A 25,986-nucleotide genomic window follows, 5' to 3' on the forward strand; every position below is an offset into this window, starting at 1 on the left:
TCCACGATGTCGAAGCGCGTGCTCACGGCGAGAACACTCACTACGGAGTCCGGCGCCCCGGTCGCAGACAACCAGAACTCCGCCTCGGCCGGCGTAGGCGGCCCGCTCCTGATCCAGGACCAGCAGCTCCTGGAGAAGCTCGCGCGCTTCAACCGCGAGCGCATCCCGGAGCGCGTGGTGCACGCCCGTGGCTCCGGCGCTTACGGCCACTTCGAGGTGACGGACGACGTCACCGGATTCACCCACGCCGACTTCCTGAGCACGATCGGCAAGCGCACCGAGGTGTTCGTGCGCTTCTCGACGGTCGCCGACTCCCTCGGCGGCGCCGACGCCGTCCGTGACCCGCGCGGCTTCGCGGTGAAGTTCTACACCGAAGAGGGCAACTACGACCTCGTCGGCAACAACACCCCGGTGTTCTTCATCAAGGACCCGATCAAGTTCCCCGACTTCATCCACTCGCAGAAGCGCGACCCCTTCACGGGCCGCCAGGAGCCGGACAACGTCTGGGACTTCTGGGCACACGCCCCCGAGGCCACGCACCAGGTGACCTGGCTCATGGGCGACCGCGGCATCCCGGCGTCGTACCGGCACATGAACGGCTACGGCTCGCACACCTACCAGTGGACGAACGCCGAGGGCGAGGCCTTCTTCGTCAAGTACCACTTCAAGACCAACCAGGGCATCCGCTCCCTGAGCGGCGAGCAGGCCGCGGAGCTCGCGGGCAAGGACCCCAACTCCCACCAGACGGACCTGCTGCAGGCCATCGAGCGCGGGGTGCACCCGTCCTGGACCCTGTACGTCCAGCTCATGCCGGCGGCCGAGGCGGCGGACTACCGCTTCAACCCGTTCGACCTGACCAAGGTGTGGCCGCACAAGGACTACCCGCTGCAGCGCGTGGGCCGCCTGGTGCTGGACCGCAACCCGGACAACGTCTTCGCCGAGGTCGAGCAGGCCGCGTTCTCCCCGAACAACTTCGTTCCGGGCATCGGCCCCTCCCCCGACAAGATGCTCCAGGGGCGCCTGTTCGCCTACGCGGACGCGCATCGCTACCGTCTCGGCGTCAACCACACCCTGCTCGCCGTGAACGCCCCCAAGGCGGTTCCGGGCGGCGCCCGGAACTACGGCCGCGACGGCTTCATGGCGGTCAACGGCCAGGGCCGCGGCGCCAAGAACTACGAGCCGAACTCCTACGACGGCCCGGTGGAGACCGGCCGCCCGCTGTCGGCGCCCCTGGCGGTGTCGGGCCACACGGGCAACCACACCGCGCCGCTCCACACCAAGGACGACGACTTCTACCAGGCGGGCGAGCTGTACCGCCTGATGTCCGCGGAGGAGAAGTCCCGCCTGATCGCGAACATCGCCGGCGGCCTCTCGCAGGTGTCCCGCGACGACGTGATCGAGAAGAACCTGGCCCACTTCCACGCCGCCGACCCCGAGTACGGCAAGCGCGTGGAGGAGGCGGTCCGCGCCCTGCGCGAGGACTGAGGCCAGCAACCCGCAAGCGGCGTACGAGATCTGACGTGAGGTCAGGATCTCGCACGCGGCCCGCGCGGCACGCCGGACGGCCCGGATGAGGGGTGGCCGTACGGCGGTGGGCGCGGGCAGGGCGAGGACCGTGGCGGCGTGCGAGCCAGTGCGGTGGTGAAGGACCGGGTCCCCTTCTCGACCAGAGGGAAGGGACCCCGGCTCCGTCGCACGCCGCCACGGTCCCACCCAGCCCCCTTCCGGGGGCCACCCGCTCCGTCCGGCGGCGCGAACGACCTGTCGCGCCCAGCCTCGCGCCGTCGGACGGTCACCATACGCACACGAAGCGCTCCCCCGTCCGGGGGAGCGCTTCGTGCTGTCCGGGCGCGGCCCGGGCCCGGCGTGCGGGGCCGCCGCATCCGCAGGACGCTGAGGGCATGGGCAATCCGACGCAGTATCCGCACATCGTGGTCCACTCCCCGGCCCTGGACGGGTCCCGGCGGGTGACCGAGGGGGACGTGACCCTGGGCCTCGCCTCGCATCTGGACGACGTCGTGGAGATTCTCCGGCTGGCCGACCTGGACCGGATCGAGGTGGAGGAGAGCGATCTCATCGAGTGGCAGGGCGGCGGGCCAGACGACTGGCCGGGGCTGTCGGAGCACGAGCTGTAGCGGCTGGTGTACGACAGCGGTCGTAGGCGGGCTACGCCACCCTCAAATCAACCTCTGAACCCCGCGGCTCAGGCTTCAACCGCCCCTGCCATGGGGCAGATTAGGGGCACAGGGGGCCCGCCGGCACGGGGGCGGCGGGCCCCGACCACGGGGGAGCACGACGGGGGACGCAACAGAGGATCACACGGGGGACGCCACGGGGGACGCGAAAGGGCGGCCCGTCCTATGGACGGGCCGCCCTTGGTGTGCGGGGCGGGATCAGACCTTCAGCGGCTTGATCGACGTCGGCGCGTGACCCGGCTCGGTGGCCAGGTCCTCGAACTCGGAGATGTCGCTGATGTCCATGGTGCGGCTCATCGAGATGTTGGTGATCCGCTCCAGGATCGCCTCGACGACGACCGGCACCCGGTACTCCGCGGCCAGCTTCTTCGCCTGCTCGAAGGCCGCGCCCAGCTGATCCGGCTCGGTCACCCGGATCGCCTTGCAGCCCAGACCCTCGGCGACCTTCACGTGGTCGACGCCGTAGACGCCGATCTCCGGCGTGTTGATGTTCTCGAACTCCAGGTTGACCTGGAAGTTGATGTCCAGGCCGATCTGCGCCTGACGGATCAGGCCGAGGTAGGCGTTGTTCACCAGGACGTGGACGTACGGGATCCTGTGCTGGGCAGCGACCGCCAGCTCCTCGATCAGGAACTGGAAGTCGTAGTCCCCGGACAGGGCGACCACCGGGCTGTCCGGGTCGGCCTTGGCGACGCCGATCGCGGCCGGGATGGTCCAGCCGAGCGGGCCGGCCTGGCCGCAGTTGATCCAGTGCCGCGGCTTGTAGACGTGCAGCATCTGCGCGCCGGCGATCTGGGACAGGCCGATGGTGGTGACGTACCGGGTGTCCGGGCCGAAGGCCTTGTTCATCTCCTCGTACACGCGCTGCGGCTTCATGGGCACGTCGTCGAAGTGGGTACGGCGCAGGAGGGTGGCCTTGCGCTCCTGGGTGGAGGCCACCCAGTCGGCGCGGTCGGGCAGCTTGCCGGCGGCCTTCAGCTCCTTGGCGACCTCGATGAAGAGCTCCAGCGCGGCCTTGGCGTCGGAGACCACGCCGTAGTCCGGCGGGAAGATCTTGCCGATCTGGGTGGGCTCGATGTCGACGTGGACGAACTTGCGGTCGCCGCGGTAGACGTCGAGCTTGTAGCCGGTGTGGCGGTTGGCCCAGCGGTTGCCGATGCCGAGGACGAAGTCCGACTCCAGGAAGTTGGCGTTGCCGTACCGGTGCGAGGTCTGGACGCCGACCATGCCGGCGTTCAGCTCGTGGTCGTCGGACAGCGCGCCCCAGCCCATCAGCGTGGGGATGACCGGGGTCTGGGTCAACTCGGCGAACTCCACCAGCAGGTCGGCGGCGTCGGCGCCGATGATGCCGCCGCCGGCGACGATGACCGGGCGCTCGGCGGCCAGCAGGAAGGAGATCGCCTTCTCGATCTGGGCGCGGGTCGCGGCCGGCTTGTAGACGGGCAGCGGCTCGTACGTGTCCGGGTCGAACTCGATCTCGGTCAGCTGGACGTCGATCGGCAGGTCGATCAGGACCGGGCCGGGACGGCCGGAGCGCATCAGGTGGAAGGCCTGCTGGAAGACGCCCGGGACCTGCGCGGCCTCCAGGACGGTGACCGCCATTTTGGTGACCGGCTTGGCGATCGAGGCGATGTCGACGGCCTGGAAGTCCTCCTTGTGGATCACGTGAGTGGGCGCCTGGCCCGTGATGCACAGGATCGGGACGGAGTCGCCGATGGCCGAGTACAGGCCGGTGATCATGTCGGTGCCGGCCGGGCCGGAGGTGCCGATGCAGACGCCGATGTTGCCCGGCCTGGTGCGGGTGTACCCCTCGGCCATGTGCGAGGCGCCCTCGACGTGGCGGGCGAGGGTGTGGTTGATGCCGCCACCCTCCTTGAGCGCCTTGTAGAAGGGGTTGATCGCCGCTCCCGGCACACCGAAGGCGTCGGTGACGCCCTCGCGCTTGAGGATCTCAACTGCCGCGCGGGCAGCGGTCATACGAGCCATCGAGTACTCCTGCTTCGGCTTCTCGGATGCGTACTCCCGTCGCGCCCCGCGGTGAGCACAGTCTCCAGATGTGTCAAACTTCCGCATTGCGGAATCTAACTTCTACTATCTGGAATCAATGTAGAAGCGCGCACCAACTGTCGTCAAGAGAGGTGGAGACAGGGCAAGCGCCGGACAAGCGGCGTGGGAAGGAGGACGATGGGGCCGCTGTCCCGACGCGACTGTTCCGACGTGACGCCTGGGGGTGGGCCATGCCCGAGAGCGTGCCGGTGCGCTGCCCGGCCTGTCGGCGCGAGCACGTCTACACCGCGCCGTCGTATCCGTGCGCGTGCGGCGCGCCGATCGCCCCGCGGCTGGATCCGGCCGCCGAGCCTGCCGTGGCGGCCCACCGGGCCTGGGACGACGAGTGGATCTGCGTGCCGTGCACCGCCTGCGGCCGCCTGAGCCAGTGGCCCCACCCGGAGCTGGGCTGCCCCTGCGGCACGATCCTGCACATCCCGGTGGCGACGACGCCTCCGACAACCCCGCGCGCACCCCTGCCAGACCCACGCAGGCCCCTGACCGGCTCGCGCGCACCCGCGGCAGATCCCCGCACATCCCCGGAAGGCCGCCGCACACCCGCGTCAGACGCCCGGACACACCCAACCGCCCCACGGACACCCCAGGCCGACCCCCGGACACCCCCCACTGCCCCGCGCACACCCCCGACAGACACCCGCACATCCCCGGAAGACCCGCGCACACCCCAGGCCGACCCCCGCACGCCGCCAGCCGTTTCCGAGACGCCGCCGACCGCAGCCGGGACACCGCTGTCACAGACCGGGAGGCCGCCGGCGCAGGCCGGTATGCCACCGGCACAGACCGGGATGCCCCCGTCGTACCCCGGCATCCCGTCCGCTGCGGCCGGGCCGGGGTCCCCCGCCCACCGTCCCGCCTTCCCGCCGCGCGCCATCCGTACCGCCCGCGACGCCGTCACCGTCGCCGCGCTCTATCTGCGCTGGCTCGGGTACCGGGACCTCCGCCGCGCCGACCAGCGGCCGCCGAACGGCATCGGGCTCGCCGCGCACGGGCTCCTCGCCCAGGTGGACCCGACCGTGCGCCCGGCGGCGCCGCGGGACGTGGAGTGCCTGTGGCTGACGGCGATGACGGAGTCCGCGGACTGCGTGTACTTCTCCCTCGCGGGCTACACGGACGAGGCCCGGGTCCGCGCGGACGCCCTGGGCATCCCGCTCTTCGTCCTGGACCTCGCGGGCGTCCCGCAGGCGGTGAACGACCACGCCGACGCACTGGACGCCGAGGGAGCGCCGGAACCGGGACCCCGGTCGCGGGACCGACGGAGCTGACCCTCCCCGGGACCGCCCTGCCACCGCCGCCGGACGCTTGTCTCCACCGGAGTTCCGGAACACCACCGGCGGCTGCGCGGACCGGCCGGCAGGCTCCTGCGCCGGGACGGTGACGGCCACGGCTCCCGGCTCAACAGCCCCGCCACGGTGGACACGGCGGTCGCCTACCCGACCACCCTGCGCATGCTCGCCGGGGCCCGCTGAGCCACGGCCGTGCAGCGGGACAGGGCCCCCCGACGGGTCCCGGTCGAGTGCACCGCCGACGGCGCGCTCCTCCGGGGCCCGTCCTCGAGCAGGTACCGCATGCCCCGTTCCGGCCGTCTCACGCCCCGTACACCGCCCGCAGTTCGACCTTGCGCACCTTCCCGGACACGGTCATCGGGAAGGAGTCGAGGATCTGCAGCCGACTGGGGATCTTGTAGTGCGCGAGCCGGCCCCGGCAGAAGGCGTGCAACTCCTCCAGGGTGAGCGGGTCGGCCGCGTCGTACGGGATCACACAGGCCAGGACCTCCTCGCCGTACTTCTCGTGCGGCACCCCGACGACCTGGACGTCCCTGATCTTCGGGTGGGCGTAGAGGAACTCCTCGATCTCGCGCGGGTAGATGTTCTCGCCGCCGCGGATGATCATGTCCTTGATCCGGCCGACGATCTCGACGTACCCGTCCTCGCGCATCACCGCCAGGTCCCCGGTGTGCATCCAGCGGCCCGCGTCGACGGCCTCGGCGGTCTTCTCGGGCTCGTTCCAGTAGCCGAGCATCACGCTGTAGCCGCGGGTGCACAACTCCCCCGCCGTGCCGCGCGGTTGGGTGACGCCGGTGGCCGGGTCGACGACCTTGACCTCCAGGTGCGGCAGGACCCGGCCGACGGTGCCCGTGCGGTGCTCCAGGTCGTCGTCCCGGCGGGTCTGCAGCGACACCGGGGAGGTCTCGGTCATGCCGTAGCAGATGGAGACCTCCGCCATGTGCATCTCGGCGACGACCCGCTTCATCACCTCCGCCGGGCACGGCGAGCCCGCCATGATGCCGGTGCGCAGGGTCGAGAGGTCGTACGTGGCGAAGTCGGGGAGGTTCAGTTCGGCGATGAACATGGTCGGCACGCCGTACAAGGACGTACAGCGCTCCTGCTGCACCGCCTCCAGGGTGGCCTTCGGGTCGAAGGACGGGGCCGGGATGACCATGCAGGCGCCGTGCGAGGTGGCCGCCAGGTTGCCCATCACCATGCCGAAGCAGTGGTAGAAGGGCACCGGGATGCAGATGCGGTCCTGCTCGCCGTAGGCGATCAACTCGCCCACGAAGTAACCGTTGTTGAGGATGTTGTGGTGGGACAGGGTGGCGCCCTTCGGGAAGCCGGTGGTCCCCGAGGTGTACTGGATGTTGATCGGGTCGTCGCAGGACAGTTCCGCGTACGGGGCATCACCGGTGCCCCGGCCGAGCAGTGCCTCCCAGCTCGGGTCGCCGATGTACGCGACCTCCCGCAGTGCCGGGCACCTGCCGCGCACCTCCTCCACCATCGCGCGGTAGTCGCTGGTCCTGTGGCTCAGGGAGGCGAACAGCAGGGAGATCCCGGCCTGGTTGAGGACGTACTCGACCTCGTGGGTGCGGTAGGCGGGGTTGATGTTCACCATGATCGCGCCGATGCGGGCGGTGGCGTACTGGACCAGGACCCACTCCGGGCAGTTGACCGCCCAGATGCCCACCCGGTCGCCCTTGACGACTCCGCTCGCGACCAGCGCCTGCGCCAGCTCCTCGACGGCCGCGCCGAATTCGGCGTACGTCCAGCGCCGCCCCGACGGCACGTCGACCAGGGCCTCGCGGTCGGGCCAGGCGGCCACGGCCCGGTCCAGGTTGGCGCCGATGGTGTCGCCGAGCAGGGCGGTGGAACCGGTTCCGTGCGTGTACGACAGCGGTGTTCCGTGCGGGTACGACGGCGATGCGGTCACCGGAAGTCCTCCTCGCGGTACTCGTGCTCCGAGCCCTGGGCCGTCGCCTCGCGCAGTTCGATCCGGCGGATCTTGCCGGAGACGGTCTTGGGCAGCGCGCCGAACTCCAGCCGGCGGATCCGCTTGTAGGGGGCGAGCACCTGGCGGGAGTGCTCGAAGATGACCTTGGCCGTGTCCGGTCCGGGCTCGAAGCCCTCGGCGAGCACGACGTACGCCTTCGGCACGGCGAGCCGCAGCTCGTCCGGCGCGGGCACCACGGCGGCCTCGGCCACCGCCTCGTGCTCCAGCAGGGCGCTCTCCAGCTCGAACGGGCTGATCTTGTAGTCGGAGGCCTTGAAGACGTCGTCCGCGCGGCCGACGTAGGTCAGATAGCCGTCCTCGTCGCGGGCGGCGATGTCCCCGGTGCGGTAGTAGCCGCCCGCCATGGCCTCGGCCGTGCGGTCCGGGTCGCCGTGGTAGCCGGTCATCAGGCCGACCGGACGCTCGGACAGGTCGAGGGCGATCTCGCCCTCGGTGGCGCCGGGCGCACCGGAGACGGGGTCGAGGAGCTCGACGCGGTAGCCGGGGCTCGGGCGGCCCATCGAGCCGGTCTTCAGCACCTGGCCGGGGCTGTTGGACACCTGCACGGCGGTCTCGGTCTGCCCGAAGCCGTCCCGGATGGTCACGCCCCAGGCCCGCCGGACCTGTTCGATGACCTCGGGGTTGAGCGGCTCGCCGGCGGCCACCACCTCGCGGGGCGGGGTGGCGAGGAGGCTCAGGTCGGCCTGGATGAGCATGCGCCACACGGTCGGCGGGGCGCAGAAGGTGGTCACTCCCGACCGGTCCATCTCGGCCATCAGCCGGGCCGCGTCGAACCGTGTGTAGTTGAAGAGGAAGACGGTCGCCTCGGCGTTCCACGGCGCGAACAGATTGGACCAGGCGTGCTTGGCCCAGCCCGGCGAGGAGATGTTCAGGTGCACGTCACCGGGTTTCAGGCCGATCCAGTACATGGTGGCCAGATGCCCGATCGGGTACGAGGTGTGGGTGTGCTCGACGAGCTTGGGGCGGGCGGTCGTACCGGAGGTGAAGTAGAGCATCAGCGGGTCGTCGGCCAGGGTGGGCCCGTCGGGGACGAACTCGGCGGGGGCGGTGTACGCGTCCTCGTACGGCTCCCAGCCCTCCTGCGGCGGGCCGCCGACCGAGATCCGGGTGTACCCACCGGGCACCTCGGCGAACTTCGCGGCGTCCTCCGCCCGTACGACCACGTGCTTCACCCGGCCCCGGTCCACCCGGTCGCGCAGGTCGGCCGGACCGAGCAGCGGGGTGGCGGGGATGACGACCGCGCGCAGCTTCATCGCGGCCAGCGCGGTCTCCCACAGTTCGGCCTGGTTGCCGAGCATGACCAGGATCCGGTCCTCGGCGGCGACACCCCGCGCACGCAGATGGTTAGCGACCCGGTTCGACCGCTCGGACATCTCGGCGAAGGACAGCCGCGTCTCGCCGCCGTCCTCCTCGACGATGTGCAGCGCGGTCCGGTCGTTGCCGGCGGCGATCACGTCGAACCAGTCCAGCGCCCAGTTGAAGTGCGCGGGCCGCGGCCAGGAGAAGCCCTCACAGGCGGCGGCGTAGTCCTCCCGGTGCGCCAGCAGAAAGTCCCGGGCCTCCCGGAACGACTCGGTCACCGTCGTCATCACACACTCCTCGCGTCACCGGCGCGCCCTGGGCCTGCGGCTCGCTCCCGCTGTTCCGGACCATTGCCGGGCGGCTCTCTGGCATCGTCTAATCCGTGATGCAGGTCTCACCACCCCCGAACGGGGGTGGGGGCGGCAGAAGGGGCGAAGACGTGACGGCAGACGCGGCGGGGACGGTGGAGATCGGCGGTGCGCTCGCCCGGCTGCGGCACGCCACGGGGCTGCCGGTCGCCTTCGGCGGCCTGGTCGAGTCCGGCCGGCCGCAGATCCGGATCAGCCAGCTGAGCGGCACGACCACGACCGCCCTGCGCTCCCTCGCGGTGACCTCCGGCAACGGACTCGGCGGCAAGGCGGTGGCCCTGGCCCGGCCGTGCGCGGTGACGGACTACTCGAGTTCACGGCAGATCAGCCACGAGTACGACGTCCCGGTGGCCGCGGAGGGCATTCGCTCGGTCGTCGCGGTGCCCGTGGTGGTACGGCGCCGGGTGCGCGGCGTGCTCTACGGCGCGCTGCGCTCGGCCCAGCCGCTCGGCGACCGCACGCTGGGCGCGGCCATGGCCGTCGCCCGGGACGTGGAGCAGGCGCTGGTGGTGCGGGACGAGGCGCGGGGGCTGCTGGCGGCGGCCCGGCCGGAGCCCGTCGGCGGCGACCAGTGTGCCGCCTGGGAGCAGGTGCGCGAGGCACATGCGGCGCTGAGGGCCCTGGCCCCCCGGATCACCGATCCGGACCTGCGGGCCGAACTGCTCGCGGCCTGCGGGCTGTTGACCGCGCCGTCGCGCAAGGTCGGCGTGACCCTGGCGCCGCGCGAGCTCGACGTGCTGTCCTGGGTGGCGGCGGGGGCGACCAACGCGGCCGTGGCCGAGCGGCTGGGACTGCGTGCGGAGACGGTGAAGGGCTATCTGCGCTCGGCGATGCGGAAGCTGGGCGCGCACACCCGAGGGGAGGCGGTGACCGCGGCCCGCAGGGCGGGACTGCTGCCGTGACGACGGGCCACAGGGAAACCTTTCCATTCAAGCGTAGACGCCTTGAATTTCCTTATGCTTGACCGTTTGTTATTTCCCTCACCACGGCTTCCGTCCGAATTTCATGGATCGTTGCCTAGAATTTGGCCCGAACACGACACACGAGGGGAGCGGTGACCGTGCGACGGGACTTCCAGGAGCCTGCCAGGTGCCGCCCCGACCTGGTCATCGGCCGCGAGGAGTTGTTCGCCGGCGCCCGTGACCAACTCGCCTCGGGCGGCAGTGTGCTGCTCCACGGTCCCGCCGGAATAGGGAAATCCACCGTCCTGCGGGCATTGGCCGAGGAATACGGCACCACTGCCCGCACCGTCCTGCGCTGCTCGGCCACCGAGTCCGAATCCCACCTCCCCTTCCTGGCCCTCGCCGACCTCTTCGGCCTGGTCCTCGACGACGTCTCCCCCCGGCTGCCCGTCGCCCAGCGCACGGCCCTGGAGTCGGCGCTCACCGGCCGCGGCGAGTCCAGCCTCCAGCGCGACGGACTGGCCCTGCGCCTCGCGGTGCTCTCCGCGCTGCGCGCCCTCGCCGCGCACGGCGGTGTCCTCGTCGTCGCCGACGACCTGCAGTGGCTGGACCCGGCCAGCGCCGAACTGCTCGGCTTCGCCGCCCGCCGCCTGGAGGGCACCCCGGTGCAACTGCTGTGCGCGGTACGCACCGAGGGCCAGGAGAGCCAGGAGTACGACCGGCATCTGCGCGCCTGCCCGCCGGGCACCCTCGCCGTCCGGCTGGGCCCGCTCTCCCGCGCCCGGGTCGCCCAGTTGCTCGACCACCGCGGCCACGGCAACCTGCCCCGCTCCACCCTCCGCGAGATCCACCGCACCAGCGGCGGCAATCCGCTGTTCGCCCTGGAACTCGGCCGCGCGCTCGCCGACAGTCCCACCCCGCCCCGGCCGGGCGAGCCGCTGCCGGTGCCGACCAGCCTGCGCGCCCTGGTGCTCAGCCGCCTGGACATGCTGTCCGTCGAGGCCCGCCGCACCCTGCTGGTGGCCAGCGCCGGCGCCCGCCCCACCCCGGCGTTGCTGCACGCGGCCGGCCGGACCAACGCCGAGGCCGAGTGCGCCCAGGCCGCCGAACTCGGGCTGCTGGCCACCGAGCCCGACGCCCCCGCCGTACGGTTCGCGCACCCGCTGATATCGGCCGCGCTGTACGCGGAGGCGCCCGCACACGAGCGGCGCGCCGCGCACGCGGCCCTGTCCACGGCCGCCTCCGATCCGATCGAACGGGCCCGGCACCTGGCCCTCGCCACCACCGGCACCGATCCGGACGTCGCCGCCCGGCTCGCCGAGGCCGCCGCCCTCGCCCGGGACCGCGGCGCCCCCTCGGTCGCCGCCCACCTGGGTCTGCTCGCCGCCCGGCACACCCCCGCCGACGGTGTGCCGAGCCAGGAGGAGCGCCGGCTGCAGGCCGCCGAGGACGCGATCACCGCGGGGGAGATCGACCTGGCCCGGGACATCGCCCGCGAGGTGCTGTCCAAGGCCACCGTGCCCGCCGACCGGGTGCGGGCCTGGATCATCGTCATCGACACCGCCGGCCACACCATGGCCGAGGTCGACGCCGTCTTCCCGCAGGCCCTCGCCGACGCCGGCGACGACCCCCGGCTGCTGGCGCTGGTGCACTACCAGCTGGCCTGGCGGGCGCTGATCGTCGAGGGCGACTTCACCGAGGCCCGCGAGGCCGCCGCGCACGCCGCCGAACTGGCCGCGCGCGGCAAGGACCGGCGCACCGAACTGCTCTCCCTCGCCTTCCAGGCCCAGACCGAGACCCTGATGGGCCACCCGGAGGCGCCCCGGACCATCCAACGCGCCCTGAAGGAGCCTCAGGACCCCAGGGTGGCCTGCCACCACAACGGGGCGGGCAGCGCCCGGTTCCGCTGGCTGGTCATGAGCGACCAGCTGACCGAGGCCCGGGCGACGGTCACCGCGCTGCTGCGCGAGGTGCGCCGGCGCGGCTCGGTGGAGAGCGAGGTGCACTTCCTGCGCGGCCTCGCCGAGACCGAGCTGCGCGTCGGGCACTGCGGGCGCGCCCTGGAGCTGGCCCGCGAGAGTCTGCGCCTCGCCCGGGACTCCGGGATCGGCGAGACCGCCTCGGCGATGCTCACCTCGCTCGCCGAGGCCTCCGGCGGGGACGTGGACCGGGCCCTCGCGCTCGCCCGGGAGGCGGTCGAGCACGCCGAGGAGGACGGCGACCAGATGTACCTCTCCCGGGCCCTGGGCGCGCTCGGATACGCCCAGCTGGTGGCCGGGGACCCGGCGGGCACGGTGCGCTCCCTGCGCCGGGTGCGGACGCTGGAGCTGGGACTCGGGATCACCGACCCCGCGCGCGGGCGCTGGCAGGGCGATCTCGCCGAGGCGCTGGTCCGGATCGGTGAACCGGCCGAGGCGCAGGACGTCATCGACGCGAGCCGCGAGCACGCCCTGCGCCTCGGCCGGGAGAGCGTCCTCGCCGTCCTGGACCGCTCCGAGGCACTGGTGCGGGCCGCCCAGGGGGACCTGGAGGCCGCGGTCGCCCAGCTGACGTCCGCTCAGGACCGGCTCGGCAAACTGGGCTACGGGCTGGAGGAGGCGCGGGCCGCCTTCGCGCTGGCCCGGTTGCTCGGCACGCGCCCGGCCACGGGCCTTGGCGCCCCGCAGGCCCGAACAGGCACGGCCTCCTCGGCGTACGACCAGGCCACCCGGATGTTCCGCCGCTGCCGGGCGCTGCCCTGGCTGCGCCAGGTGGACGAATCCCTCACCGTCCCCGAGCCGGAACCGGAGCTCGCCGTGCCGGACGCCCTGAACGCGCTGGACGTGCTGGCCGCGATGGAGCGTCAGGTCGCCGCACTGGTCATGGAGGGCGCCACCAACCGGGAGATCGCCGCCCGGCTGTTCATCAGCGTCAAGACGGTGGAGGCGACCCTGACCCGGGTCTACCGCAAGCTGGGGATCCGCTCGCGGGTCGACATCGTCCGATTGGCGGCGGCTCGCCGCGCGAAGTGAGAACGCGGCCGGTTAACTGAACCGGACCGAGGGTTTTCCCTCACCCAACCCGCTAGGGGGTTCCCTCATTGGGACCCGAGGGTTCCGGGTCCTAGCGTAAAGGGCGTGCCGCTCGCCCGGGCATACGGGGGTCGGTCCCGAGACCCCCGTGCAACCCCCCACACCCGTGCGATCCCCCACCGGTGCAACCCACTGAGGAGACTCATGTTCGGGCCCAGACGTGCAAGACAGCCCGCCGCGACCCTGGTGGCGGGTGCCGCCGCCGCGGCGACCGTGCTGCTCGCCTCCCCCACGGCGAGCGCCGCCCCTCAGCCCATCGTCGGCGGCACGACCACCACGACGGCGGCGTACCCGTTCGTCATGCAGATCACCGACGCGTCCGGCAACCAGTTCTGCGGCGGCACGCTGGTGGCCGCCACCAAGGTCGTGACGGCGGCGCACTGCATGGCGGGCGAGTCCGCCGGCAACGTCCGTGTGGTCGGCGGCCGGACCAATCTCAACGGCACCGACGGCATGGTCAGCAAGGTCGGCAAGATCTGGGTCAACCCGGGCTACACGGACGCCACCAACGGCGACGACGTGGCGGTGCTGACCCTGGAGACGTCGATGCCGTACAAGCCGGTGTCGTACGTCTCCTCCTCCCAGACGGGCGTGTACGCGGCCGGCGCCACGGCCCGGATCCTCGGCTGGGGGACCACCTCGGAGAACGGCAGCTCCTCCAACCAGCTGCGGACCGCGACCGTCCCGATCGTGTCCGACTCCAGCTGCAAGAGCTCCTACGGTTCGGACTTCGTCCAGTCCGACATGGTGTGCGCCGGACACTCCTCCGGCGGCGTAGACACCTGCCAGGGCGACAGCGGCGGTCCCCTGCTCATCGGGGGCGTCCTGGCAGGGATCACTTCCTGGGGCGAGGGGTGCGCGGAGGCCGGTTACCCGGGTGTGTACACCCGGCTGACCACCTTCTCGGACCTCGTGACCGCGCAGGTCGGTTCATGACCGCGCAGGTCCGCTCGTAACCCGGAAGAGGGACACCTGAGCACCCCTCAGGTAGATGCCAGGGGGGCGTTGCGAGCCACCACGAGCGGCCCGCAGCGCCCCCCTCTCCACGTTCACCCCCGTGGAACGCGGGGGGCTACTTGTCGGCCGTGAGCTTCCCGGCCGCGCCCCAGCTGTCCGCCGGGACCTCGTGGATCCACACCTGCACGGTCTCCGCCGGGATCCGGTACGCGTCGACGAACGCGTCGGTGACCCGCTTGACCAGCTCCCGCTTGAGCTCGACATCGCGCGGGCCCTGCTGGATGGTGACGATCGGCATGGCTGAACTCCCTCGATCGGTGTGCCTGTCCGGTGGGTCCAGTCCATCGCGGCGCGCGTCCCCGACCAAGAAGCAGTCCGCGACCGCAGCGATCAGCTTTCGTGATCGGCGCAGGCCAGGAGCAGTTCCGCCAGGTGCGGGGAGGGGGCGTCGGAGGGCACGGCGAGACCGGTTTCCAGAGCCAGTCCGGGTGATCGGAAGGGGACGTACGCCACCCGGGGCGTGGCCAGCACGCGCGCGTGGGAGGCGAAGACGACCGTCCACAGGGGGCGGGACCCGATGGTGGCGAGGGTGTCCTGCAGGGTGCCGCCGGCCCTTCCGGGCACCGGCTCGAACCCGGCCGCGTGGCAGGCGCCGAGGACCAGATCCACCAGGGCGGGGTTGGCGCTGCGCGGGGCGAGGGCGAGGGGCAGCCCGGCGAGGTCGGCCAGGCCGATCTCGGCCTGCCGCGCGAGGGGGTGCGTGGCCGGCACGGCGGCGACCAGCGGATCCGGCCACAGGGGCACCACGCGGACGCCGGCCGGGGGCTGCGCCGAGCGCACGAACGCGGCGTCCAGCCGGCCCGCCGCGACCCTGGCGAGCCGCTCCCCGGCCGGCAGGGAGACCAGTTCCACCGGCACCTCGGGCGCCCGCTCGGCGAACGCGGCCAGCACCCGGTCCAGATGGGCGCCGAGCCCGGTGCTGGTGCCGAGGCGCAGCCCGGCGGGCGCGGCCACCGAGGCCCGGGCCTTCTCCGCGGCCGCGAGCACCGCGCGTGCCTCGGGCAGCAGCCGCTCCCCCGCGCCGGTCAGCCGCACCCGGCGCGGCGACCGGTCGAACAGCTCGGCCCCCAGCTCCCGCTCCAGCCGCTGTATCTGCTGGCTGACCGCCGACTGCACGATGTGCAACCGCTCGGCCGCCCGCCCGAAGTGCAACTCCTCGGCGACGGCGACGAAATAGCTGAGCTGGCGGAGTTCCATGGGCCGACTGTAGAGGCTGGGCCTCAGGGCCGTACGACCGTCCCGAAGCGGATGTCGTACGACGCCTCCGGGTGCAGGACGCGGAGCATCCGCTCCCCCTCCGCGGTGACCTCGTCCCGCTGGGCCCGGGTCAGCCCGGCGAAGGGCTCGATGACCAGGGCCTCGGGGTCGAGCTTCCACAGGCCGGCCAGGAAGCCGTCCACCAGCAGGGTGCGGTAGGCCTGGTTCCCCTGCCAGTGGCGGCCCCGGTGCTCGGCGGGTACGACGCGGCCGCGGTCGGCGTGGGAGAGCAGGAGGTTGTCGAACTCGGGCAGGAAGCGGGGCGGGGCCGGGGTGTCCGGGTCGGGGCGCGGGGCGTCGGGGAGGTCGAAGAGCTCGACTCCGTGCGGGTCCCGGAAGGTGAGCAGTCGGGGGCGGAGCCGTTCGAAGGCGCTCCTGAGCCGGGTGAGCCCGGCCCAGGTCTGCATGTCCTTGACGGACGCCGGGCCGAAGGCGGCGAGATAGCGCAGGACAACGGCCTCCGGCTCGGGGGCCGGACCGGCCGGGCGGCCGAGCCAGTGTTCGACGGTGGTGAGGGCGACCTGGCCGCTGCGGCCCCACAGCCCGCGCGGGGTGACCTGGACCAGGGGCAGGGTGCAGCGGGCGGCGACGGCGAGGGCCTGCGGGTCGGCGTCCGGCCACCGGGCGCTCAGCGCCTGCCGCAGCTGGGCCATGGTCCGCGGCTCGGCCTCGACCAGCTCGCGGGCGAGGCCGGCCAGGACGTCCAGGTCGACACCGGCCAGGCCGGTGCGGAACTGGCCCAGCTCGCGGTCCCGGGCCGGCTGGACGAGGGGCCGCAGGGTGAGGCAGTCCCCGGCGGTGTGGGTGTGCAGGGTGGAGCGCAGGGTGACGATCCGGGCGACCTGGCGGCCGGCCATGAGCGCGGACAGCTCCTGCGGTGCGAAGCCGTCGAGGCGGGCGGCGAGGGCGTAGTACGGCGGTTTGACGTTCTGCGCCTGGAGACCGAGCAGATGCCCCACGGCGGCAGCCGGGGACAGCGCCGAGCGGCGCAGCAGCAGCTGGCGTTCCAGCGTGGCCCGGTTGAGGCCGCGGACATCCAGGAGGGGGGCCTTCGTCCTACTGCTCTTCGTCATGGCGGCACGCTAACCGGCATCGCGGACACCTGCTGTCCGCGACTCTCACCCGACCCTTCACCGCCGCGCGCGCCGCCCGCGGCACCCCGCCGATATCCTTCTCCTCCTGTCCCCCGGGTTCCCACGAGGCGGCCGATGTCCGAGCGAGAGAACGGCAGGAACGGCGGGAACGGCGGGCGCAGGTCCGTCTTTCGCCGCGCCCTCACCCAGCCCCAGTCCCCCGTCGCCGAGGCGTCCCCGGCCGCCCCCGCTCCGGCGGACGGCGCCGAGCCGGCGAGCATCGTCCAGGCGGCGCTGTACCGCGACGGCGTCCGCGTCTCCTCCCCCGCCACCCTCGCCGAGACCTTCCGCGAGCTGCGCGAGCAGTCCTCGGGGATGGCCTGGATCGGGCTGGCCAGGCCCACCGGGGCCGATCTGCACTCGCTGGCCGCCGAGTTCGGCCTGCACCCGCTCGCGGTCGAGGACGCGATGGAGGCGCACCAGCGGCCCAAGCTGGAGCGGTACGGCCAGACGCTGTTCGTCGTGCTGCGCGCCGCCCGCTATCTGGACGCGCCGGAGGAGGTCGACTTCGGCGAGCTGCACGTGTTCGTCGGCCCGGACTTCGTCATCACGCTCCGGCACGGCGCGGCCCCGGACCTGTCGGCCGTCCGCCGCCGTATGGAAGACAGTCCGGACCTGCTGAAACTCGGACCGGAAGCCGTCCTGTACGCGATCCTCGACGCCGTCGTCGACGGCTACGCGCCGGTGGTCTCAGGCGTCCAGAACGACATCGACGAGATCGAGACCGAGGTGTTCCGCGGCGATCCCGAGGTCTCCCGCCGCATCTACGAACTCTCCCGGGAAATGGTGGAGTTCCAGCGGGCCACCCGCCCTCTGGTCGGCATGCTGCACGGGCTGATGGCCGGTTTCGCCAAGTACGAGACCGACGAGGAACTCCAGCGCTACCTGCGCGACGTCGCCGACCACGTCACCCACATCAGCGAACGCGTCGACGGCTTCCGCCAGGCCCTCTCGGAGATCCTCACGGTCAACGCCACCCTGGTCACCCAGCAGCAGAACGCGGAGATGCGGGCACTGGCGGAGGCGGGGTTCGAGCAGAACGAGGAGGTGAAGAAGATCTCGTCGTGGGCGGCCATCCTCTTCGCCCCCACCCTCGTCGGCACGATCTACGGCATGAACTTCGACCACATGCCGGAGCTGCACTGGCTGTTCGGCTACCCGTTCGCGATCGGGCTGATGGGCGTGGTGTGTCTGACGCTGTACGTGGTCTTCAAGAAGCGGGACTGGCTGTAAGCCCCGCAACGGTGTCCGGCGGCGTCCGCGCGTCGCTCATGGGGCGCGGTCGCACACCGAGGGGACCCAGGTCAGGCCCTGGGTGCGGCTGAGGGTGTCCAGCGAGGTCAGCAGGGCGTTCAGATGGTCGGGGTGGGCGAGGAACTCGATCGCCGCCTCGGCGAACGCGTCGCGCACCGAGGGCGGCATGGCGTCGGAGGCGTCGAAGCAGTGCACCGCCCGGTCGTCGAGGAGGGTCGCGGCGAGAGACCGGTGCCAGGCCGCGCCGGCGTCGGAGGGCGCCGGCTGCGCCCCGGGACTGACCGAGAAACCGGATTCCTCGGCGTTCCAGGCGCGTTGGGCGCCCGCCGAGGCGAGGTGCCGGATCAGCGTCCTTGCCTCCGGGGTGTCGTGCAGCAGGGCGACCAGGTCACCGGAGACCTCCCAGGCGTCGCTCGCCCTGGCCCCGGGGATCCGCCGGGCCGAGGGCTCGTAACGGCCGTCCGCGCGTTTCCACGACTCCTGGTTGCGGATGAAGGACGCCTGGTGCTCCAGGGTGCAGCCGCGCGGGTTGCCGGTAACCGGTTTCGACGCGTCCTGGTACGGCGTCTTCAGCGCGCGCCGGACCAGCTCGCGGTCCCCGCCGGCCCCCACCAGCCGTCCCCAGGTGGTCCAGGCCGACCGGACCTCCTTGGACGTCCAGGGCAGTTCGCCGCGCGCCCAGCGCTGATAGGTGCCGGGGCCGTACTGCTGGAGCAGGATGTCCTCGATCCAGTCCGTGCCGGGCCAGCCGCTGGTCGCGCCGGAGCCCATGCCGACGCACCACCGGCCGGGCCTGCCCGCCGCCTCGGCGCGCTGCCGCTCGCTCGTGCCGGCCGGGTACCAGACGATGGACTTCAGGTCGGCCTTGAGCGGGAACCAGTACACGTGCCCGTCCAGCGGCGTGGTCCAGGACGCGCCGAAACCGGCCCGGGGCACAAGGTCGTCCAGCGGTTTCAGCTGTCCCTGCCGGGCGTAGTCCGCCAGCTCGCCGGGACCGGTCAGCACCACCACGTCCGGGGGCGTCCCGGCCTCCACGTCGGCGCCGAGCACCTGGCTCTCGGCGGAGCTGCCCTGGTAGTCGACGTGGATGTGGTACTTCCGCTCGAAGGGCTCGATGACCGACTCCCGGAAGTTCCGCTCGTCGGTGCCGGTCCAGTTGGCGAGCAGCGTGACGGTCGGCTCCTGGCCGAGGGCGCGTACGGCGAACACCACGGCCGCAGCCAGCAGGACCAGGCAGCTCGCCACCACGGTCAGGGTGCGGACGCGGCGGGCACGAGGGGCGGCGGCCGGCGTCGCGGGGCCGCCCTGCGGGGCGCTCACCGGGTCCTGAACCGGTAGTCGTCGATGTGCTGCCGCAGTCCCGTCTCGGCGAGGGCCATGAGCAGGATGCCTCCTATCAGGATCCACACCGCGGCCGAAGCGCGGAAACCGGTGTGCGCCAGGTACGACGCGGTGTGCTGTCCGGCGTCGGTGATGAGCCGCCCGGTCAGCGGGCGGTCGAGCAACGCGCGGGTGTCCGCCATCCCCTGGTGCGTCCACACCGTGAACAGCAGCGTGGCGGCGAGCCCGGCCGCCAGCAGGGCGCCCGCCGCGAGGAGGCCGCGGTTGTACCGGCGACGGAAACGCCGGCGCAGGAACAACTGGGTCTCCAGCAGGGCGGCGCCGAGGGCGAGGGCCAGCAGCAGGGTCGTGGTCCAGCCGAGCCACAGCAGCGGGCCGAACGAGGTCTGCCGGTGCACCGCGGCGCGCTGCTGCCCCTGCAGTGCCTTCAGCCGGGCCTGGATCCCGGAGCCTTCGTCGGTCAGGACGCTGGTGGCGTAGCTGAGGTATGCCTCGCGCAACACGCTGTCGGCGGGCTGGAGTTGGGCCTGCTGGACCTTGACGGCGTACACGGTGATCAGTCCGGCGACCGTCTGCAGGGCCTGCCGGCCCGCCGGCCCGCCGACGTCGTCCCCGGCGGCGGCCGCGAGGCTCTGCGCGGCGACCGAGATCTGCTTCTGGAAGTCGCTGGTCGGTGCCGTCGCGCCGGCGTCCCGCTGGGCCTGGCCGAGGGCGTACAGCGCGGTGTCCAGCGACAGCACGGCCGGAGCGCTGGAGGTGCGCAACGGGTTCGCGTCACCGTGCACGCCCTCGTAGGACAGGAACAGCGACAGCGTCAGCAGCGCGGACAGGGCCAGCAGGAGGCGGTGGCGCACGGCGAGGTCGTGGGCGGTGGTACTGCCGCCGTCCGGTGCGCGCCGGTCGGGAGGCAGCAGCCGGTGCAGGAGGTGGGCCGGTCTTCCGGCGGGGGTGCGGCGGCCGGCGGGAGCGGGTCGGCCGCCGGGGGCAGCGGGGCCGGCGGGGGCGTCGGGGGACGTACCGCGGGAGGGTACGCCGGGCCGGTTTCCGCCGGCCCGGCCACGGAACGCGTCGGAAGACTGACGCAGGTCGCCGCCCCGGCCGCCCGCACGAGCCTCCTGGCCCGGGTCGCCGCCGGGAGGCGTCGCGCGCGTGCCGGGGGTCATGAGGCCGGCTCCCTCAGCCGGCGTCCGCAGTCGCCACCGCAGTAGACGGAGTCGGCCGGGCCGAGCCACTTGCAGTGCGGGCACTCGATCAGGGCGTCGGGGGGCGTGGCGGTGCCGGGCGGGGGCGCGGACGGTGGTCCGGGGGCGGGCGGCTGCGGCGGGGTCGTCATGGCGCTGGACAGGATCAGGTGCTGCCAGTCGACGTCCTTCAGGCCGGCGCGGACCCGGCCGGTGCCCGGTTCCTCGATCCGCCGCAGCGCGCCGCCGAGCTGGGCGTCGCCCAGCTCGGCGGCGAGGGCCAGGGCGCGCGCCAGGTGGCGGTCGGCGGCGGCCCGGCCGCCGGTGCCGCGCAGCCAGGCCTGGTAGGCGCCCGCGACGGCGGCGCTCACCTGCTGGTACAGCTCGTACCGGCGGACCCCGGGATGCTGCCGGGAGGCGTCGAGCGGGTTGTCGGTCCAGCGGACCAGGACGGGCTGGGGCACGGGCAGCCGTACCGGGCGTCCGAAGTCGGGTACGGCGACCTCCACGGCGGCGAGCTGGAGGTCCTCGCCGGTCTCGTGGCCGGCCGGGTCGGCGGTGAGGACGACCTGGTAGTGCCGTATCTCGTCGCCCCAGGCGCGGGTGACGTACTCGGTGCCACGTCCGCCGGAGCCGGCCGGCACGGCGGACAGTTCCTGCTCGCCCGGGACGACCTGCTTGACCCGGCGGATCACCGTGCCGGGGGTGGGGGTGATCCTGATCCGCAGCTCGGGGATCGCGGTGCCGAGCAGACCGGTCACCAACTCCTCGTAGGCGGCGGCCAGTTCGGCCTCCTCACGGACCGCTCCGGCGCGGCCGTGCAGCCGCCGGGTGATGCGCAGCAGCTGCTCGGCGTCCCAGTCGTCGCCGATGCCCCAGGCGTCGCAGACGAACCGGCCCTCGCAGGCGTCCAGCGCGTTGTCCAGCGACATGGCGGCCCGGTGGTCGTGCTCGTTGCGCCCGTCGGTGAGGAGGAGGACGTGCTTGACGGGGGCGGGCTGCTCCTTCAGCAGCCGCCGGGCGAGGTCGAGCCAGGTGCCGAGGGCGGTGCCGCCGTCCGCGTCCAGGATTCGTACGGACCGCTCGGCGGCCTTCCGCTCGGCGGGGTCGGCGACGGCCATCGGGGCGCGGCCGGGGCCGGGATGGACCACGGTGGCGTCGAACCGCCCGGAGAGCACGGCGAACGCGGTGCCGTCGGGCAGCAGCCGGACCGCCGCGGCGGTGGCGTCCTTCGCCGCGTGCAGCTTGGCGGCGGGGTGGAGCATGGAGCGGGAGGTGTCGACGATCAGCACCTCGGCGAGTGCGGGGCCCGCCCCCTGGGCGGGTGCGGGGCCGGAGCCGGGGCCGCCGTGGCCGCGGACGCCGATCTCCAGGATGGCGTGCATCTCCCGGTCGGCGGGCTGCCCGGGCGCGGGCACGGCGGGCAGTTCCTTCTGCTGGCCGACCGCGAGGGTCACCTCGATCTCCTCGGCCACGGTCATCGTGTGTCCCCCAGGTGGTCACGGGCGTACTCGGGCGTACTTGGGCGTGCTCGGGCGTCAGAAGGTGGTGAGCGGCCGGACCATGTGGGCCAGGTCGAGCAGCCTGCCGTGCTCGCCGGCGGTGCGGGCCTGCGCGGCCAGCAGGCGGAAGGAGTGCTCCAGCAGCCGGCGCAGGCCGTCCTCGTCGCCGGGGCCGAGGAGGTCGCCGGCGGGGAACTCCGGCCCCCAGCCCTGTTCCGGCCGGCAGCACAGGACGTTCTCCCGGACCTCGGCGACGAGCCGGGCCCGGGACTCGCCGTCGGCGGCGCCGCCGTCCAGGCGCAGCTCGGGCAGCCGCCGGGCGGCGTCGCGCAGGTCGGCCGGTGTCGGCGGGCCGTCGCGCAGGATGCCGGCGCGGACACGGACGGCCGCGATCCGGGCGGCGTCGTGGTGCCGGGAGGTGGCGGGCACGTCGTCGAGGACGCGGACGGCGGCGTCCCGGTCACCGCCGGCCAGATGGCCGCGGGCCAGCCCGAAGGCGGCGGCGGTGTGCGCGAAGTCCCGTTTCCAGACGGCCTCGTAGAAGCGCATGGCCCGCTGGACGCGCTGCGGCCCGGCCGCCCGAGACTCGTGTTCCGCGCAGTAGGCGAGGGCGAGCTTGGGCACGTACTCGCCGGGCAGGGCCCGGTAGACGGCGTCGAAGCGGGTGCCTGCCCGGCGTACCTCCCCTCCGCTGAGGTGGAGGACGCCGCGGTGCCAGGCGATGCGCCAGTCGTGCGCGGCGGCGCGTTCGCCGAGCTGGGTCTCGGCCTCGGCGAGCCAGCTCTCGGCCTGGTCCCGCTCGCCTCGTCTGAGGTAGGCGCGGCACAGCCACAACGCGGTCTCGGGGGTGCCGAGGCGGGATTCGCGCGGCCACTGCCGGGCGACCCGGTCGGGGGCGTCGGGCGGGAAGGTGTCCAGCAGCAGGGCGGCGCCGTCGTCGGGGTCGGGGACCGGTTCCGGGAGGGCGCCGGCGACCTCGGCGGCGGAGGGCGGGCAGACGCCGAGGCCGGGCGGCTGCCCGCCGGGGCGGGCGGTCCAGTGGTCCAGGGCCGGGATCGCGCCGAGCCCCGCGTCGAGGCTGGCGCCGGTGGCGCGGAACCGGGTGGAGCTCTCGGGCAGCTGCTCACCGAACTGCAGCGAGCGGAACTCCCGTAGTACTTCCCATAGTTGGCGGGACATCTCGGCGGCGGACCGGAACCGGGCGCGGGGTTCGGGATGAGTGGCTCGGTCGATCAGGCGGCGGAAGGAGTCCGGAGTGAGGCCGCGGGCCGGTTCCGTGCCGTGGAAGAGTGCCTGGAGGGTCATGCCCACGGTGTAGAGGTCGCTGTCGACGTGCCAGCCGCGCCGTCCGATCTCCTCCTGGGGCGGGGCGAACGGGGCCGTGTAGACGTAGGCGGAGGTGAGGTCGCCGATCGCGCGGACCGCGCCGAGGTCGATGACCTTGATCGCCCGGCCGAAGTGAATGACGTTGGCGGGCTTCATGTCGCAGTGGAGCAGGCCGCGTTCGTGCATGTACTGCAGGGCACCGAGGATCTTGCAGCCGTAGGTGAGGACGTGGTCCAGGCGGGGGCGGCCGTGGAAGATCCGTTCGACGTCGTCGGCGTCGAAGAGCTGCTGCAGGGAACGGCCGCCGATGTAGTCCATGACCAGGTATCCGGCGGGCGGACGGCCCGGGAGCTGGTGGTCGGCGTAGGTGATGAGCCGGACGATGTCGGGGTGGTGCAGGTCGGTCAGCGAGCGGCGCTCCTCCACGGCGTTGCGGCGGGCGAGCGCGTCGTGGGCGTCGATCTGGCCCTTGAGGACGACCCGGTGGCCGTCGGCACGGGTGTCCTCGGCGAGATGGATCCAGCCGAGCCCGCCCCCGCCGAGACAGCCGAGGACGCGGTAGTGGCCGGCGACCACGTCGCCCGTGGTCAGCTGGGGCAGCAGGGAGTAGGGCGTGCCGCAGCGGGGGCAGTGGCCGGTGGCGGGGGCGGGCCGGCCTCCGTAGCCGACGCCGATGGTCATGGTGCAGCCGTTCGCACCGCAGCGGCGGCCGCCGGTGGGCGGGCGGGGGTCGGCCACGAGCACGTCGTCGGGGACGGGTACCTCGGGCAGGACGACCAGTCCGTGCTGGTCGAGGTCCCCGACCCCGGCGACGGCGTGCACGGCCGGCGGCCCGGGGCTTTCCTGGGCCGGGGCGCCCGGGGGCGGGGTCCGCGGCTCGGTGCGCGGTGCGGCCGGTGCCGGTCGCCGCACGGGCGACGCGGTGCGCGGTTCGGCGTGGCGGCGGCCGCAGGTGTCGCAGTAGCCGGTGCCCATGATGTGGCCCGCGCAGCCGGGCCGGAGGCACGAGGTCATGGTGCGCTCTCCTTCCGGGGTGCGCCGGGCGCGGTGGGCTGCGTCGGCGCGGGCGGGGCGGACGGCGCCGAGGGCGAGGTGGAGGGCGCCGAGGCCGAGCAGAAGCCGATGAAGCGCTCGACGGCGGCCTCGGCCGGCTCGATGTCGCAGGGGGTGTGCCGCAGCAGGGACAGGGCGTGCTCGTAGAGCCGGTAGGCCTCCATCACCTGGTCGCCGTGCCCGGCGGCCCGCCTGCGGCACAGCGGCCACTCGGCGCTGACCCGGCCGAGAAGTTCCTCCCGGCGGCGCAGCCGGGCGTCGAGGACGCCGATCGCCTGTTCCAGGCGCTGTCTGCGCCGGTCGGCGGCGTCCTCGAAGGTGAACAGCAGGTCGGCGCGGCCGGGTTCGCGCTCCCGCTCGGGGGTGTGGGCGACCCAGGCGCGCAGCATCCGCGTGCGCCGTACGCCCGCTTCGGCCTGCTCCACCAGCTGCCGGGTGCCGGGGCCGGGCAGCACCCGGTCCCGGAGCCGGTCGAGGCCGGGCCCCAACTCGTCGACGATCCGGTCGAGTTCTGCGTGCAGCCGGCTCCAGCGGTCGTGCAGCGGGTGGTGTACGAGGGACTCGGCGGCCTGGTCCGCGCGCTCGCCCCGGCGGCGGAAGACCAGCAGCAGCCGGGCCCCCTGCCGGGCGAGCCGGTCCAGCAGGCCGAGCAGGGCGTCGGGTTCGGCGGCCTGGTCGACGCCGACCAGGACGGCGGCGAGCGGGACGCGCAGGGCACCGAGCCGTTCGGGCCGGATGTCGTCGCGGATGCCCAGCCGCGCGGCGATGCGGTCCATGACCTGACCGGTCGTCAGCCCCTTGACGTCCAGGGCGAGGTCGTGCGCGCCGGCCGGGGGCACGGTCTCGGGCGGGTCGTGGCTGAAGCCGCTGGTGTTCCGGTCGGTGCGCAGTTCCCGGTCGGCGAGGGTGACGGCGCGGTTCAGGGTCCAGGCGCGGTCGCTGCGCGCGGGGGCGACGGTGACGAGGACCGGCCAGCCCTCGCCGCGGAACCAGGAGGCCAGCTCGGTGGCGAACGGCACGTCCAGCGCGCCGGCCGCCGCCGACGCTCCGCTGCGCAGCCGGGGGTCGACCGCCTCGGCGCCGTCGGTCCAGGCGGCGACCTGCGGCAGATGCCGGAGGATGGTCTCGGTGGGGCTCATGTAGCTGAAGGCCGACCCCGGCCCCTCGTCCACGCTGAGGACGATGCCGATGACCTGGTCGGTGGCGTGGTCGACCACTCCCCCGCCGCTGAAGCCGGGTGCGGCCAGCTCGCCCGGCGTCAGCGGGCGCAGCTGCACCTGGCTGTCCCGGCCGCGGGCGGCGACCAGGGTGGCGCCGTGCCAGCGGCCGCCGTCGTCGCCGGCCGGGAAGCCGTACATGCTCACCGGTCCGTGCGGTGCGGCGAGCCGGTAGAGCCGCGTGGTGTGCGCGGCCGGCAGGGGTGCGGCCAGCCGCAGCAGGGCGAGGTCGCCGCTGCGGTCGCCGAAGGCGTCCGCGCGCTGCGGCACGTGCTCGTCCTCGCGGACCGTGGCGGGTACGGCGTCCAGGCCGGGTACGCCGACCAGGCGGACGGTGTAGCGCCGGCCGGGCCCGGCGACATGCCCGGCGGTGAGCACCCGGTCGGGGGCGAGCAGCACCCCGGCACCGACGACCTGCCCGTCCGGCGCCTCGATGCGCGCGATCCAGGACGGTGTCCGTAACCACGACTTGACGGCTCGCTCCCCCGTGCGCGTCATGGCCCCGAGGTTACTCCGAG

18 protein-coding genes and 1 pseudogene are annotated in these 25,986 nt (G+C 73.3%); 7 read left to right on the plus strand and 12 right to left on the minus strand.

Annotation, left to right across the window (positions count from 1 at the left end; all coding sequences use genetic code 11):
• Positions 1-6 precede the first annotated feature (6 nt).
• Positions 7-1,485: a catalase gene (locus LMU33_RS00245; RefSeq protein WP_228616127.1), complete on the plus strand. Its 1,479-nt coding sequence runs from the start codon at positions 7-9 to the stop codon at positions 1,483-1,485.
• A 416-nt stretch (positions 1,486-1,901) separates the two neighbouring features.
• Positions 1,902-2,135 carry a hypothetical protein gene (locus LMU33_RS00250; RefSeq protein WP_228616129.1) on the plus strand — a complete coding sequence of 78 codons (234 nt, stop codon included), beginning with the start codon at positions 1,902-1,904 and terminating at the stop codon, positions 2,133-2,135.
• A 258-nt stretch (positions 2,136-2,393) separates the two neighbouring features.
• Here the strand turns inward: LMU33_RS00250 and gcl are convergent, their stop codons facing one another.
• Positions 2,394-4,181, minus strand: a complete 1,788-nt coding sequence (gene gcl / locus LMU33_RS00255; protein WP_228616131.1) for a glyoxylate carboligase — start codon at positions 4,179-4,181, stop codon at positions 2,394-2,396.
• 301 nt (positions 4,182-4,482) lie between these two features.
• Entirely contained in the window at positions 4,483-4,665 is a 183-nt protein-coding gene (locus LMU33_RS41840; protein ID WP_372477855.1) for a hypothetical protein, read from the minus strand.
• Between the two features lie 421 nt (positions 4,666-5,086).
• Between LMU33_RS41840 and LMU33_RS42195 the strand changes: the two are divergent.
• Positions 5,087-5,524 (plus strand): annotated as a pseudogene (locus LMU33_RS42195) (hypothetical protein); the annotation flags it as partial.
• Between the two features lie 322 nt (positions 5,525-5,846).
• On the opposite strand, the gene LMU33_RS00270 reads toward LMU33_RS42195, so the two are convergent.
• Both LMU33_RS00270 and LMU33_RS00275 read right to left on the minus strand, forming a co-directional pair.
• Positions 5,847-7,463, minus strand: a complete 1,617-nt coding sequence (locus tag LMU33_RS00270) for an AMP-binding protein (protein ID WP_372477838.1) — start codon at positions 7,461-7,463, stop codon at positions 5,847-5,849.
• Positions 7,460-9,133, minus strand: coding sequence for an AMP-binding protein (locus LMU33_RS00275; RefSeq protein ID WP_228616133.1), 1,674 nt, complete (start codon positions 9,131-9,133; stop codon positions 7,460-7,462). The genes LMU33_RS00270 and LMU33_RS00275 overlap by 4 nt, the downstream gene beginning before the upstream one ends.
• Positions 9,134-9,285: 152 nt before the next feature.
• Here LMU33_RS00275 and LMU33_RS00280 point away from each other — a divergent pair, with 152 nt between their 5' ends.
• The 3 genes from LMU33_RS00280 to LMU33_RS00290 all read left to right on the plus strand — a co-directional run bounded on the left by LMU33_RS00280 (position 9,286) and on the right by LMU33_RS00290 (position 14,123).
• The gene (locus tag LMU33_RS00280; RefSeq protein WP_228616135.1) at positions 9,286-10,116 is read left to right on the plus strand and encodes a response regulator transcription factor; all 831 of its coding nucleotides are present in this window, start codon (positions 9,286-9,288) and stop codon (positions 10,114-10,116) included.
• A gap of 152 nt (positions 10,117-10,268) precedes the next feature.
• Positions 10,269-13,127: an ATP-binding protein gene (locus tag LMU33_RS00285; protein WP_228616137.1), complete on the plus strand. Its 2,859-nt coding sequence runs from the start codon at positions 10,269-10,271 to the stop codon at positions 13,125-13,127.
• Positions 13,128-13,331: 204 nt separating this feature from the next.
• The gene (locus LMU33_RS00290) at positions 13,332-14,123 is read left to right on the plus strand and encodes a S1 family peptidase (protein WP_228616138.1); all 792 of its coding nucleotides are present in this window, start codon (positions 13,332-13,334) and stop codon (positions 14,121-14,123) included.
• Between the two features lie 136 nt (positions 14,124-14,259).
• On the opposite strand, the gene dmpI is transcribed toward LMU33_RS00290, so the two are convergent.
• The 3 genes from dmpI to LMU33_RS00305 form a co-directional block, all read right to left on the minus strand.
• Complete coding sequence (dmpI, locus tag LMU33_RS00295; protein WP_076090755.1) at positions 14,260-14,442, minus strand: 4-oxalocrotonate tautomerase DmpI; 183 nt, start codon at positions 14,440-14,442, stop codon at positions 14,260-14,262.
• A 92-nt stretch (positions 14,443-14,534) separates the two neighbouring features.
• Positions 14,535-15,401, minus strand: coding sequence for a LysR family transcriptional regulator (locus LMU33_RS00300; RefSeq protein ID WP_228616140.1), 867 nt, complete (start codon positions 15,399-15,401; stop codon positions 14,535-14,537).
• 23 nt (positions 15,402-15,424) lie between these two features.
• Complete coding sequence (locus LMU33_RS00305; RefSeq protein WP_228616142.1) at positions 15,425-16,534, minus strand: winged helix DNA-binding domain-containing protein; 1,110 nt, start codon at positions 16,532-16,534, stop codon at positions 15,425-15,427.
• 135 nt (positions 16,535-16,669) lie between these two features.
• Here LMU33_RS00305 and LMU33_RS00310 point away from each other — a divergent pair, with 135 nt between their 5' ends.
• Positions 16,670-17,827 (plus strand): magnesium and cobalt transport protein CorA, encoded by a 1,158-nt coding sequence (locus tag LMU33_RS00310; RefSeq protein WP_228616144.1) that lies wholly within the window; start codon positions 16,670-16,672, stop codon positions 17,825-17,827.
• A gap of 36 nt (positions 17,828-17,863) precedes the next feature.
• Here LMU33_RS00310 and LMU33_RS00315 read toward each other — a convergent pair whose 3' ends face one another.
• Genes LMU33_RS00315 through LMU33_RS00335 form a run of 5 tightly spaced genes read right to left on the minus strand, consistent with a single transcriptional unit; the run spans position 17,864 to position 25,966 of the window.
• Positions 17,864-19,168 carry an ABC transporter substrate-binding protein gene (locus tag LMU33_RS00315; RefSeq protein WP_228616146.1) on the minus strand — a complete coding sequence of 435 codons (1,305 nt, stop codon included), beginning with the start codon at positions 19,166-19,168 and terminating at the stop codon, positions 17,864-17,866.
• Positions 19,165-20,352 (minus strand): GlnX family signal transduction membrane protein, encoded by a 1,188-nt coding sequence (locus tag LMU33_RS00320; RefSeq protein ID WP_228616148.1) that lies wholly within the window; start codon positions 20,350-20,352, stop codon positions 19,165-19,167. The genes LMU33_RS00315 and LMU33_RS00320 overlap by 4 nt, the downstream gene beginning before the upstream one ends.
• Positions 20,349-21,851, minus strand: a complete 1,503-nt coding sequence (locus LMU33_RS00325) for a vWA domain-containing protein (protein WP_228616150.1) — start codon at positions 21,849-21,851, stop codon at positions 20,349-20,351. Before LMU33_RS00325 ends, LMU33_RS00320 begins: the two co-directional genes overlap by 4 nt.
• 57 nt (positions 21,852-21,908) lie before the next feature.
• Positions 21,909-24,212: a tetratricopeptide repeat protein gene (locus LMU33_RS00330; RefSeq protein WP_228616152.1), complete on the minus strand. Its 2,304-nt coding sequence runs from the start codon at positions 24,210-24,212 to the stop codon at positions 21,909-21,911.
• The gene (locus LMU33_RS00335; RefSeq protein WP_228616154.1) at positions 24,209-25,966 is read right to left on the minus strand and encodes a trypsin-like peptidase domain-containing protein; all 1,758 of its coding nucleotides are present in this window, start codon (positions 25,964-25,966) and stop codon (positions 24,209-24,211) included. Before LMU33_RS00335 ends, LMU33_RS00330 begins: the two co-directional genes overlap by 4 nt.
• Positions 25,967-25,986 lie beyond the last annotated feature (20 nt).

The organism is Streptomyces barringtoniae (assembly GCF_020819595.1).
Classification (GTDB): Bacteria; Actinomycetota; Actinomycetes; order Streptomycetales; family Streptomycetaceae; genus Streptomyces; species Streptomyces barringtoniae.